The 12,768-nt window shown below is 35.7% G+C and carries 11 protein-coding genes; 7 read left to right on the top strand and 4 right to left on the bottom strand.

The window, feature by feature from the left end:
- Positions 1-139 precede the first annotated feature (139 nt).
- A complete protein-coding gene (locus IPL24_15110; GenBank protein ID MBK8364937.1) occupies positions 140-856 on the top strand; it encodes a DUF2807 domain-containing protein in 717 nt (238 codons plus the stop codon).
- A gap of 97 nt (positions 857-953) precedes the next feature.
- A complete protein-coding gene (locus IPL24_15105) occupies positions 954-3,320 on the top strand; it encodes a TonB-dependent receptor (protein ID MBK8364936.1) in 2,367 nt (788 codons plus the stop codon).
- Positions 3,321-3,503: 183 nt separating this feature from the next.
- On the opposite strand, the gene IPL24_15100 is transcribed toward IPL24_15105, so the two are convergent.
- Positions 3,504-4,979, bottom strand: coding sequence for a hypothetical protein (locus IPL24_15100; protein ID MBK8364935.1), 1,476 nt, complete (start codon positions 4,977-4,979; stop codon positions 3,504-3,506).
- A gap of 92 nt (positions 4,980-5,071) precedes the next feature.
- Here IPL24_15100 and IPL24_15095 point away from each other — a divergent pair, with 92 nt between their 5' ends.
- On the top strand, positions 5,072-6,259 hold the full coding sequence (locus IPL24_15095) for a sodium:proton antiporter (protein MBK8364934.1): 1,188 nt from the start codon (positions 5,072-5,074) through the stop codon (positions 6,257-6,259).
- On the opposite strand, the gene IPL24_15090 is transcribed toward IPL24_15095, so the two are convergent.
- Positions 6,254-6,829 carry an NAD(P)H-dependent oxidoreductase gene (locus tag IPL24_15090; protein ID MBK8364933.1) on the bottom strand — a complete coding sequence of 192 codons (576 nt, stop codon included), beginning with the start codon at positions 6,827-6,829 and terminating at the stop codon, positions 6,254-6,256. The two genes, IPL24_15095 and IPL24_15090, sit on opposite strands and share 6 nt — an antisense overlap.
- Positions 6,830-6,964: 135 nt before the next feature.
- Between IPL24_15090 and IPL24_15085 the strand changes: the two genes are divergently transcribed.
- From IPL24_15085 to IPL24_15070, 4 genes are all read left to right on the top strand, one after another.
- Positions 6,965-7,384: an AAA family ATPase gene (locus tag IPL24_15085; GenBank protein ID MBK8364932.1), complete on the top strand. Its 420-nt coding sequence runs from the start codon at positions 6,965-6,967 to the stop codon at positions 7,382-7,384.
- A complete protein-coding gene (locus IPL24_15080; protein ID MBK8364931.1) occupies positions 7,384-7,941 on the top strand; it encodes a lysophospholipid acyltransferase family protein in 558 nt (185 codons plus the stop codon). Before IPL24_15085 ends, IPL24_15080 begins: the two co-directional genes overlap by 1 nt.
- Before the next feature lie 66 nt (positions 7,942-8,007).
- Complete coding sequence (locus IPL24_15075; GenBank protein ID MBK8364930.1) at positions 8,008-8,493, top strand: hypothetical protein; 486 nt, start codon at positions 8,008-8,010, stop codon at positions 8,491-8,493.
- 72 nt (positions 8,494-8,565) lie between these two features.
- Complete coding sequence (locus IPL24_15070; GenBank protein ID MBK8364929.1) at positions 8,566-10,119, top strand: WG repeat-containing protein; 1,554 nt, start codon at positions 8,566-8,568, stop codon at positions 10,117-10,119.
- 16 nt (positions 10,120-10,135) lie between these two features.
- Here the strand turns inward: IPL24_15070 and IPL24_15065 are convergent, their stop codons facing one another.
- Positions 10,136-11,020, bottom strand: a complete 885-nt coding sequence (locus IPL24_15065) for a lysophospholipid acyltransferase family protein (GenBank protein MBK8364928.1) — start codon at positions 11,018-11,020, stop codon at positions 10,136-10,138.
- A gap of 211 nt (positions 11,021-11,231) precedes the next feature.
- Positions 11,232-12,434, bottom strand: a complete 1,203-nt coding sequence (locus IPL24_15060) for a TlpA family protein disulfide reductase (protein MBK8364927.1) — start codon at positions 12,432-12,434, stop codon at positions 11,232-11,234.
- Positions 12,435-12,768: the final 334 nt, after the last annotated feature.

Below are 12,768 nucleotides of genomic sequence, written 5' to 3'. Positions count from 1 at the left end.
CGAGATCATTTGATTTAAAGTTGGAAATGTGTTCTTGTGCTAAAAATTTAGTGAACTTGTGTTAAAATGGTATGATCAATAGGGGTAACCCTTTTTTAAATTGTCTTCTGTATATAAACCCAATAAATACAGAACAACAATGAAAAATAGATTAAACAAGATCATTTTATTTTCAATTTTAGCACTTTCATTTTCATCTTGCACAAAGGAATGGTGTGGAGTAGAAGGTGTAGGACCTGTCAGAAGTCAGGAGCGGATCATAACAAATTTTAACGGTGTAGACTTGCAGTTAGCAGGAAGGGTAAATTTAATTCAGGATTCTGCATTTTCGGTTATCGTAACCACTTATTCAAATTACCATCCATTGATTAATACTTACGTTCGTGGTGGAACATTGGTAGTTGATTCAAGAAAATCTCTAAGTGACGAAAATGTAACAATTGAAATACATCTTCCTTCGCTTGAATACCTGAACATTGGAGGTTCGGGCGATATTCATACTTCATCAGGATTTAATTCTTCATATGTCAAGTTGAATGTTTCCGGTTCAGGTAAAATAAACTTTTCAGGAAACGTATCAGATTTAGATGCTGTTATTTCCGGTTCAGGAAAAATATATCTCAGCGGTAATTCAGATAATTCAAAAATGCGCATCAGCGGATCGGGCGATATAAAAGGCTATGCTATGATCTGTCAGAATAATGAAGCAACAATCAGTGGCTCGGGTGAAATTGAAACAAATGTAGTTGACAATCTCATTGCAAGAATTTCCGGTAGTGGAAATATTAATTATATCGGATACCCTTCAGTCCAGACTCATATTTCCGGATCAGGAAACGTTAATCATCATAACTAAATTTAATGTACTCTTTGTGTTCACCTTGTTCTATATGTTTTAAAACAGGCATAAAGAACATTTAGAACATAGCTAAGTCATAGAAAAAAAACTAAAAATGAAAATCATATCACACATTTTATTTCTCCAGTTTGTTGCAACATTTTGTTCAACTACTTTGAAAGCTCAAACACTTACTCAAACCATCAGAGGAACAATCACTGACCAGATCTCCCAGGCAACTCTTCCCGGAGCAAGTGTTGTATTGATGAATTCTTCACCGGTCAATGGAACAGCAACAGACCTCAACGGAAATTTTAAACTAACAGATGTTCCTGTTGGAATGCAATCTTTGAAAATCTCTTTTATGGGTTATAAAGAATTTATTCTTCCAAACATAAATGTGACTTCTGGAAAAGAAGTTGTGCTTTCTGTTTCGCTTGAGGAAAATATTGTCATGGGAAAAGAAGTAGTTATCACTGCTGAAATTCAAAAAGACAAACCATTAAATGAATTTACAATGGTAAGCGGAAGAACATTTTCGGTTGAAGAAACCCAAAAGTATGCAGCAGCAGTAAATGATCCTGCCCGGATGTCAACTGCATTTGCAGGAGTAATATCGACTGATGATGGGAATAACAATATTGCAATTCGCGGAAATGCTCCAAATAGTTTACAATGGCGGATGGAAGGAGTTGAAATTCCTAATCCGAATCATTTTAGTTTAGAAGGAACTTCGGGTGGCGGAATTTCTATTCTTAGTTCTCAGGTTCTTACGAATTCGGATTTTCTCACAGGTGCATTTGCTGCAGAATATGGAAATGCATTGTCAGGGGTCTTCGATTTGAAATTGCGTAAGGGTAATGATCAGAAGACTGAATATACGCTGCAGGCAGGTTTGCTAGGAACTGATTTTGCGATCGAAGGACCATTCAAAAAAGATTATAATGGCTCGTATCTTATCAACTATCGGTATTCAACATTAGCAATGATAAGTGCATTAGGCGTTTCGATAGGTGATGCGGTGACAACATTTCAGGATCTTTCTTTCAATGTATTTCTGCCAACTAAGAGATCAGGAAATTTTTCAATATGGGGCTTCGGTGGATTGAGTAATCAGGTTTCTGATGCTAAAAAAGATTCAACAGAATGGGAAACAAATTTTGACCGCTATAGCTGGAATTATAAATATAATACGGGTGCAGTTGGACTTTCCCATTTCATTATGTTGGATGATAAAAGTTATCTCAAGTCTACTCTGATTACTTCCGGCACCGATCGAGGTGGCGAACAATCAATACTCGATTCTGAATATTCAGAAATTCCTGAAGGAAATGAAAGCTATGATCAGAATAAGGTAGCACTCAATACAATTTACACAAGAAAGATCAATGCAAAGAACAGTATTAAAGCAGGAATAATTGCAAGCATGAATTTTTACGATCTGGAACAGTCATGGAGAAACGAATCCGGTACTTCAATTGAAACATTGATAAAGCAAAATGGTGAAGCTATAACATTGCAATCATTTGCTCAATGGAATTTTCATCCTTTAGAAAGACTTACAATTGTTACAGGTTTACATTATTTAGCTTTTACAGAAAATAATACCTTCTCGATTGAACCTCGTGCGTCAGCAAAATATAATTTGAATGATAAACAATCAGTAAGTATTGGCTATGGGCTTCACGGACAAGTTCAACCGCTGGGAGTTTACTTTGCGCAGCTAAACAATTCCGACGGAACTATTGTAATGCCAAATCATGACTTAGGAATATCTAAGTCGCATCATTTTGTTGTGGGATATGACAGAACAATCACAAAGTATATGCATGTAAAAATTGAGGGGTATTATCAGTCAATATTCAATGTTCCGGTCAATGCTGATGCGAGTAAGACATTTTCAATGTTGAATAATGAATATGGTTTTGTTACTGATCCATTAGTTAACAAAGGAAAAGGAGTTAACAAGGGTATAGAACTGACAATTGAACAATATCTGCACAATGATTTTTATTTTCTCTTGTCTTCTTCATTCTATGATTCAAAATATCAGACCCTTTCCGGGAAATGGTTTAATACCCGCTTCAATGGTCAATATGCAACAACCTTCACCGGAGGAAAAGATTTTAAAACCGGTCCGGGATTTGGGAATAGAATTGTTGGTATAAATATTAAGACTATTGTTGCCGGTGGATTGAGAAACACCCCGATTGATTACAATGCATCTGTTGCCTCCGGTGAAACCAAATATATTGAATCGGAATCATACAGTTTAAAAGCGAAAGACTATTTCCGTACAGATGTAAAAATTTCTGTAAAACGAAACAGGAAGAAAAGTACTGTAACCTGGAGTCTGGATGTTCAGAATGCAACAAGCAATAAAAATGTAGCCGGTGAATATTTTGATCCTTTAACTTCAACGACAAAGATTTCATATCAGACCCCGTTGATTCCTATACTTGCTTATAGAGTGGAATTTTAGTCATAGTTTTAAATTCAATACTAAGATCACTAAAAATTATCACAAGAACACACAATAATAATTCAGTTCATTCCGCTTCATTCCGCTTCATTCCGCTTCATTCCACTTCATTCCACTTCATTCCACTTCATTATACCTGTGCCCTTGTGCTAAATTTAAGTGATCTTAGTGTTAAAAAAAAACTTATGGAACGATCTCATACCTGCAGACAAAACAATCCCCTAGCTTTACCTGGTCTCCCGCCTTTACCAAAGTACGATCAAACTGCCGCATAGTATCCGGAAAAGAATCCATCCACATATCGCGAATGATGTAAATGTTTGGTTGCTGAAAAACTTCTTCTACAATTTTATAATTGCGGACAGCGTAGGTCTGATCATGCGGAGTTGCTTTTATCAATTCAGGATTAATGCAGGATGTAACATATGAATTCCAGTATTCAGAAATCACACCAATGCGACCGAGCTTTTCAAAGTCACTTAACACTGTTGACATCGGGATCAGCGAGCTTGGCGCGAAATATTTTATGTTATAAATTGTACTTGACCCTCCAACTAGAACTGTTATAAGCGTAAGAATTTTAAAATAGAGAGATCTGCGTTTATTTAATTCAAGATTGTCGAGTATGAGAATCATTGCAAATGATAATGTGATATAGGTACATGTGAAATACCTTCTTGGCACACTATTTAAAAACGTCCACTTCGAAATCATAATTATCCCAAAAAGCAAAATTGATTCCAGTAAAAAGTAAACCAGCCATTTTTTAGTTTGACGATTTAAGTTGAAATATTTTAAGGAAAATGCAATTGAACCAATCAAAATCAAAACCAGATATGTGTAAATATTTGTAAGGGGTTCGTCGGAAGAAAAAGTCAGAAATTCTTTTATAGTTTTCAGGAATATTTCAGATGATTTCCTGATCATTTCAAGATCACCAAAAGTTGAATATGTATTTTGAATTCCTGTCAGGCTTTTAGCATAATGTATAACAATGTATCCTGTAATTCCTCCGATGATTGTAAATAGCGCGAAAGATATTTTATTTCGTTTTTCCTGCGAACTCTTGTTTTTAAAGAAGAAGTAAAAATTAATTCCAATCAATATTCCTGCAGAAACAATAGCCATATCAGAGACCCAGATGGTTATGATCATCAGCAATGTTGCAATCGTTAGAATGATGTAATAGCGCAGATTGTTAAGAGCTTTTTCTTCGTTGGTTAATTTGTTGATCAGATAGCATATAATAGCGATCAAACTATAATGAATACCAAAAGCGAATTGAGTTACATCAATTAATCGCATGGGCGGGAAAAACCATATTAATGCAAAGATGACTTTGTAAAATTGAGAACGAATGAAAGTCGAAAAGGCCAGAAACCCTGCGAGTAAAATTCCATAATGAACGAGAGATTCTGAAAGAAGAGGCGAGAGGCCTAAAATTTTATTTGGAATCTGTGCAATAAGTGGAATCAGGCTTCCTAACCGATCTTGTCCCCAAAAATAAAGATCAGCAGGAATTTTGAAATAGTGAACCATTAACACCGTAACAGCATTGTCGGAATTCAATAAAGCATAAAACAATGATGAATAAAGAAAAAATGAACCAAGAAAGATTGCTAGAATAGAAAGGGAGTAGAGAAGATAATTCCTTTGCATTGACAATATTGTATAATGTTGCTTTGACTTTTGGTGCCTTTGTAGTTTGATTACATTACCTTCACAAATCTAATAATACTATTGATTAATTTATGTCTACTGCAATAATTATAATCGCCTGCGTACTACTCCTTCTGGCCTATGCTTTTGATGTCAGCGCAACGTTCACAAAAATCCCTTCCGTAATTTTGCTGCTTATTCTTGGAGGGATTTTGAGAATTGCGGCAAATTCATTGAACATTTTTATCCCTGACTTGAATCCTGCATTGCCGATATTAGGTACAATTGGACTTATCCTTATTGTTCTCGAAGGATCATTGGAGCTGGAATTAAACAAATCCAAGATTCCATTAATCAAAAAATCTGTCGGTGTAGCTCTCATTCCGATGTTTGTTCTGGCGTTTGGGCTAGCTTATTTGTTTCAGTTTTTAAATCAGGGTGATTTTAAGATCAATCTCGTAAATGTAATTCCGTTTTGTGTAATCAGTAGCGCAATTGCAATTCCAAGTGTACGGAGTTTATCAAAAGAGAGTCGGGAATTTGTTGTATACGAAAGTAGTCTGTCTGATATTTTCGGAGTATTATTTTTCAATTTTATAGCTTTAAATCCTTATATAAATGGCCAGTCGTTCGGATTATTTGGAATTCAGATATTGATCATCATAGCCGTATCTTTTATTTCTGTACTCGGACTATCGTTTTTATTAAGTAGGATCAGACATCATGTTACTTTTACACCGATAATACTTTTTGTAATTCTCATCTATGCCATTTCAAAAGAATTTCATCTTCCGGGTTTAATTTTTATCCTCGTTTTTGGATTGTTTCTTGGCAACATTGATGAAATGAAACGGTTTAAGTGGATTAAAAAGTTTCGTCCGGAAAAACTTCAACTGGAAGTTGATAAATTCAAAGAGGTAACATTTGAAGCTACATTCTTAGTGCGAGCAACATTTTTTATGCTGTTCGGCTTTCTGATGAAACCCTCTGAAATCCTCAATCCGGTTACTTTTCCGCTGGCAGGAGCAATTGTTGGAAGTATTTTGCTGGTCAGATTTATTACATTAAAAATTTCCGGTCTGCAGATCATGCCATTGTTATTTGTTGCACCAAGAGGTTTAATTACGATCTTGTTGTTTCTTGCGATTGTTCCCGAGCAATCAATTCCTCTTGCAAATAAGTCATTGGTTATTCAAACAGTAATACTTTCTGTATTGGCAATGATGATAGGATTAATGTTTACAAAAGATGAGCCTGAAATAAAAGAAGAGAATTTATAAACTTGTTCTGTTAGCCTCTTCCTTAGCTCTTTGGTTCATTAATGCTTCTGTGTACCACAAAAATTCCGGCAAGAATGCATTGAAAGTCCTTTCAAAATTATCTTCAAAAGATTTACCTTCCGGTTTGCCTGCTTTATTTGCCAGTCCCCATGCAGGTGAAATTGGAACCGGTGGCATTCCTAGAGTTGAGCAAACAAGCCGCAATTGCTCACCTGACCTTGCACCACCAACAGCTCCATCTGAATAGGAAACTATTCCACATGCTTTTCTTTTAAATTCCTTTCCAAAGTGATCAAGCATATTTTTTAATGCAGGCGGAATTCCGTGATTATATTCAGCAGTAACAATAATAAAACCATCTGTCTCCATAAAAATTGTATGTAACTTCTGAAAAACTTCTGTAGGCTCTTTCATCTCGTAATATCTCAGATTTAAAAGAGGGAGAACATATTCTTTCGGGTCAATAATAGCAACTTCAAATTTATCACCGATGAGTTTTATAACTTTTTGCAGAACAGTATCTGCTAAACGCCCATCCCGGACAGAACTAATTAGGAGTGTGATTTTCATATTTAAATATTTTCGGTAATGTTCAATTATAACTTTTAAAATTGAGACATATTGACAAGTACTAAGTTAATAAGAAATACTCAAATAATTACAAATTCAAAGGTTATTACTGTAAATTGCCCAATCAATAAAAGAATGAGTAATCCTGTCGTCAATTTGATTTTACTTCGAGGCTTGCCGGGAAGTGGAAAGACTACTTTGTCTAAGGCATTGTCGAATAACGGAAAGTTTCCGGTATTTTCTATTGACGAATATTTTACGGATAAAGATGGTAATTACACTTTTGATTATTCAAAAAATTATTTAGCGTATAAAGCCTGCGAAGAAAACACTGAGAATGCTATTGTTTCCGGAATAGAAATTGTATTTGTTGATCACACCTTTACAATTGAATGGGAAATGGAGCCGTATTTTAAATTAGCAGAAAAGTATAATTGTGTGTTGCATGTGATCACTGTTGAAAATTATCATGGCAGTGAAAATGTTCATGATGTAAGCAAAGAACAAATTTTAAAGATGGCCGAAAAATACAAAGTAAAACTGATCTGCGACTGATGAAATTTTTATATAAACTGATTTTCCTGAAGGCATTAAAATGGAAGATTGTCGGACAAGTGCCTGAAGAAAAAAAGTATATCATCGTTGTTGCTCCTCATACAAGCAATTACGATTTTATGATTGGTTTGGCTGTAAGAAGTATAATGGGATTCAAAGCTAGTTTTCTCGGAAAGAAAGAACTATTTCGATGGCCATTTGGATGGTTGTTCCGTAAACTTGGCGGCTATCCTGTCGATAGATCAAAGCACACGAATCTCGTAGATGCTGTTGCAGCTATTTTTGATGCTCATGATAAATTTGCTATTGCAATTGCCCCGGAGGGAACACGCAAATATGTTAAAGAGTGGAAATCCGGATTTTATTATATGGCATTGAAAGCAAAGGTTCCTTTATTATTAGCTGCGATAGATTACAAAAAGAAGACAGTTTATTTTTCGCAGCCATATTTTCCAACCGGAAATAAGGAAATTGACTCAAAGAATATTCTTAGTTTCTATGCCGGACATGAAGGAAAATATCCGAAAAAGCTTCCTGATAGTTTATTCGGTGTATAATTCGTTTCTTAATCGAAATTTTAAAATTCAATCTGAATTTTAAAATCGAAACCTTAATTTTGTAAAATGAATAGATTAAAGAAAGAAGCCTTAATCCTTTTGATGGTCACGATTTTCATAAGTAAAGTCTCTGCCGATAAACTGGAAGATGGTTTTGAGCGTTTGAAAGTTCACGATTATTTTAAGGCAAAGGAATATTTCGAAAAGACATTGGAGAAAAAAACTCCGGGTGCTGCTTTTGGATTAAGTGTGATCTTTAGTCTTGAAAACAACCCGTTTTATAATCTCGATTCAGCCAGGAAATATATTTTAATTTCAGATTCTGCCTTTAAAACAATCAGGCAGAAAGAACATAAATATTATTCTGCATTGGGAGTTTCTGATTCCTCAATTATTTCAACTTCACAATTGATTTGCGCAAAATATTTTATGTATGTGCAGAAATCAGACAATTTACTTTTGTACGAACATTTTCTTTCAAGCTTTTCCACTTGTACAGAAAACGACGAAGTCATTCGGCTAAGAAATGTTGCAGCGTTCAAAGCTGCATGAAAAGAAAATACATCAGAAGCATACTTAAAATTTACCCGGGAATATCCGGAAGCGGAAGATGCGCAGCGAGCAATGGAATTATATCAACAGAAATTATTTGAAGAAAAGACTGCAGACAATTCAATTCCTTCATATGAAAAATTTATCAGTGCGCATCCTGAAAGTCCATATGTTGATGAAGCTGACAGAATGATCTACAAATTGTCTACTACAAATCATACCATAGACGAGTATGCGAGATTCGCAAGGAAATATCTTCAGTCGAAATATTCCGGAGATGCCTGGCGACAAGTTTATGCTCTGTCACTGAAAGATTTTACTGAAACGGCATTCAAAAGTTTTAAAAGTAACTATCCGGATTATCCTTTTGTAAGCGAAATGGAAACGGATTACAAATTACAGAATTATACTTTTTTGCCAATTGAGAAAAATGACAAATGGGGTTACATTAATGAAGAAGGTACGGAGTTGATTTCGCCACAATTCGATGATGCATCATTATTTTCGGAAGGCCTTGCAGTAGTTGAAATGAATGATAAATTCGGATATATAGGAAAGTCAGGAAAAATCGTTTTGCCGATTTCATTTACTGAAGCAGATCCCTTTCACAATGGTTTTGCTCTAGTATTAGTCGATAGCCTGTATGGTGTAATTAACAGAAAAGGTGAGTTTGTGATCAAGCCGGAGTACGAAGATATCAGTGATTTTGTTGAAGATGTTTGTATTGTTATGAAGAATGGTAAATCAGGATATTTTTCAAAATCAGGAAAGCAATTGACAGAAATTGTTTTTGACATAGCAAATGATTTCCATGAAGGATACGCAATAGTTTCAGTCAATGAAAAATTTGGTTTGATAAATTCGTTGGGTAAATTTGTTATAGAACCATTGTATGATGAACTGATCTCAATCAGTAAGGAACGAATGAAAGCATCAAACAATGAGAAGTGGGGCGTTATTGACTTGCGTGGAAATACTGTGGCAGCTTTTATTTATGATGATGTTGGAGAATACAGCGATCGTCTTGCCTTAGCAGCAATGAATGGGAAGTATGGTTATATCAATGAGAATGGAGTAGAAAAAATTCCATTGAAATATTTATATTCTCCTTCATTGCTCAGTACCGGAAAATTCACGAACGGTTATACTCTTCTGCGATTAAAGAACAAAGTGCTTCTGGCAGATACTGCCGGAGTAATTACAGTGTTTCCCGGCATTGAACAATACGGTATTCCCGGAAATGGTTTGATTCCGGTTATGAAGAATAAGAAATGGGGTTATAGTGACATGACCGGTAAAATAAAGATCCAGCCGAAGTTCGATCAGGTAGAATCTTTCATAAACGGTTTAGCAGTTGTGAAAAGTAAAGGGCTGTTTGGAGTTATTGATACGAATGGTGTTCAAATTATTCAGCCACTTTACGACAACGTCATACTGCAAAACGATTACATCAGCGTTGTGAAAGAAGGAAAATTTGGTGCGTTGTCGAAGTCGGCCGGATTAATTCTTCCATGTGCTTACCGTTCTATCGATATGATTGGATCGAAGATTCTTCGTGGAATGAATGAACACCGGTTGATCTATGTCGATCTTAACGGGAGAATCATACACCTGGGGGACGAGTAGTCAGGACTCGATGTAATCAGGACTCTGTCCTGACTCTGGAGAACTTCCATCTCCGATGCGTCCACAACCAATACTCCGGTTTCGCAGTAATCAACTTCTCATTTATCCTTCCACACTGTTCTGTTATAAAAAATGGTTTCTCAGAATTCGGATTATCAGAAACTAATTCATACGAAAGTTTATAATGCCCCCGTTTCTCTTTTGTGATCTTTCCATAAACAACAGGATAGTTGTAAAGCAAAGCATATTTCTCTGCTCCTAGAAGCATGCAAGTATCTTGTCCAAGGAAATTCATCCAATGACCTTTTTCCGGTTTCGAAGGACTCTGATCATTTATAAAACCGTATGTGAACAATTCGTTTTTTGTTTCTTCAAAAAATTCATGCACTTGTCTGGTCGACATAAGTTGAGTTCCGAATCGCGCACGTGTAGATCGCAATTTTTTATCGAAGAATTTATTCGAAAGAACAGAATATATTCCCGAACCTTTATGATCAGAATGAAATGGCAGAGTAACAGCAGGCCACTCCCAGTTTGAATAATGTCCGGTTACGACGATCACACTTTTTCCTTGCTTATAATAATTTCTGAGGATGTCGGTATTCTCCAAGATTACTCTGCTTTTAATTGTTCCCGGTGATGCCGTAAATACTTTCAGGGTTTCAAATACAATATCACAGAAATGTTTGTAGAATTCTTTTGTGATCTGTAGAATTTCTTTTTCTGATTTCTGCGGAAAAGAACGTTTAAGATTAGCGATAACAAGCTTCTTTCTGTAAGGAAAAATGTAATAAAGAATTACAAAGAAAATGTCCGACACGAAATACATGACCGGAAATGGCAAAAGCGAAATCGGAATTAAAATGCAATAGTAGAGTAGGGCGCTGATGATAGATGACATGATGCGAATTTATAAAAAAGGCGTGTAGTCGAGACTTTATTCCAATTATAATTAAATTATCTCAAGGGGTTTTCCCGCAGAATTGCGCAGAGTACGCAGAAAATCCGCAGAGATTCCTGCGGAATGAAGATCAATACTTATAGTCTTCGATAAGATTTATAAATCTGCGGCTATTCTGCGTACTCTGCGCAATTTTGCGGGAAATATAAAACTACTTTTTCACCTGCATATCCTTTATTAGTTTCTCGAAATTCTTTTTGAATTCCTCATAATACTCCCCAGTAGCCGGTCCGTTAAACCCGGTATGAATTTCCCGAACCGTTCCGTTTTTGTCAATATAAATCGTTGTAGGAAAAGCAAAGATCTTATTCAGCATCGGCAGAGTCTTACTTGCAAGTTCGCGATTCGAACTTCCTGCAAACAGGATCGGATATTTCACATTGTATCGGTCGATCAGCCGCCGGATGTTTTTATGAGCTACTGTGGAATCCGTTATTTTTTCATAATCAAGTCCGATGATGCGGACATCTTTCGGATCGTTTTTATTGTACCAGTCAGATAAAAATCTGGTTTCGTCCAGACAATTCGGGCACCAGCTTCCCATGATCTGAACGATCACAATTTTGTTTTTGAATTCTTTGTCAGAAAGGGAGACTTTTTTTCCGTTAATATCCGGAAACGTAAACTCAACTTTTTTATATCCGGGATTCAGATGTGAAAAAGAACGTTCATCCTGCAATTTGTAATTCTCGTCGCGCACTGCTGTCCATGTGTCGTGCCAATGTAGTCCGGAGAAATAATGGCCATTGACGATCTCATTGTTTACAATATCGGCAGTGAACAAATAAGCATGAGCGCCATCAAATGTAGAAAGTGAAAGATGGTTGCCCGACATTTCGCCTTCCAGATAACGGTAGTCGCCGGTATTCGTAAGAAAAGTTCCTGTAACTCTATTGCCTTCCTGTTTAAATATTCCAATTGAAAATTTATTTTCTTCGTCTTCACCATCAAATTTTGCTTTCCATCTTCCGGAAATATTCAAAGTTGTCTTTTCAGGTTTATCGCTAAATCGGTAACCGGTATTTGCAGTTCCCCGAAATGGAATTATATTTTTTTCATTTCGTGAGAGATTAAAAAACTCACCTGTCAATACGTCCTGAGTTTGTTTTACATGTAATTCAGCATCAAAATCGGGCAGACGAATTAGTATGCTATCGCTTTTCATCTGCGATATAGTTGCATCGATACGCTCTTCAGCATTTATGATAGTAGCCGTTTGACCTCTTACTTCAAAGTTAAAAGGAAGGGCAAGTGTGTCATGCAGGATAAGTTCTCCATGCCATGTGCCGGGAGCGATTTGTGCAAAAAGGGTTTGAGTAAAGATTGCAAATAAAAGTGAAAGATATTTTCTCATTGCGTCGGATATAAGACCGATACAAAGATACAAGAAAAATTTGCTAATAGATTTAGGGTATCCTTACAACAGCTTATTTAGGACATTTACAGCACAAATCCACACTCTCGCCATTTTTTATACATATTAATTAGATTTTGATATAATAACAATTAATATTGTACTGCAAACATTCAGATCAATTTCTAGATTTTACAAGATGAAAATTAAAACGCTATTTATCTTTATATTTTTTTTTTTTTATATCAGCAAAAGGAATCAACGCGCAAAATGTATACTTACCCGACACTGTTTGGAGAAATTATCTGATTAGTATTGGAATTGGAGGATGTAT

Source organism: Bacteroidota bacterium (assembly GCA_016711505.1).
Classification (GTDB): Bacteria; Bacteroidota; Bacteroidia; order AKYH767-A; family 2013-40CM-41-45; genus JADKIH01.
This window is presented reverse-complemented; position numbering and strand designations above follow the sequence as displayed.

Coding starts and splice junctions, on each gene's coding strand:
- IPL24_15110 (MBK8364937.1), top strand. CDS start 140: ATGAAAAATAGATTAAACAAGATCATTTTATTTTCAATTTTAGCACTT.
- IPL24_15105 (MBK8364936.1), top strand. CDS start 954: ATGAAAATCATATCACACATTTTATTTCTCCAGTTTGTTGCAACATTT.
- IPL24_15100 (MBK8364935.1), bottom strand. CDS start 4,979: ATGCAAAGGAATTATCTTCTCTACTCCCTTTCTATTCTAGCAATCTTT.
- IPL24_15095 (MBK8364934.1), top strand. CDS start 5,072: ATGTCTACTGCAATAATTATAATCGCCTGCGTACTACTCCTTCTGGCC.
- IPL24_15090 (MBK8364933.1), bottom strand. CDS start 6,829: ATGAAAATCACACTCCTAATTAGTTCTGTCCGGGATGGGCGTTTAGCA.
- IPL24_15085 (MBK8364932.1), top strand. CDS start 6,965: ATGAGTAATCCTGTCGTCAATTTGATTTTACTTCGAGGCTTGCCGGGA.
- IPL24_15080 (MBK8364931.1), top strand. CDS start 7,384: ATGAAATTTTTATATAAACTGATTTTCCTGAAGGCATTAAAATGGAAG.
- IPL24_15075 (MBK8364930.1), top strand. CDS start 8,008: ATGAATAGATTAAAGAAAGAAGCCTTAATCCTTTTGATGGTCACGATT.
- IPL24_15070 (MBK8364929.1), top strand. CDS start 8,566: ATGGAATTATATCAACAGAAATTATTTGAAGAAAAGACTGCAGACAAT.
- IPL24_15065 (MBK8364928.1), bottom strand. CDS start 11,020: ATGTCATCTATCATCAGCGCCCTACTCTACTATTGCATTTTAATTCCG.
- IPL24_15060 (MBK8364927.1), bottom strand. CDS start 12,434: ATGAGAAAATATCTTTCACTTTTATTTGCAATCTTTACTCAAACCCTT.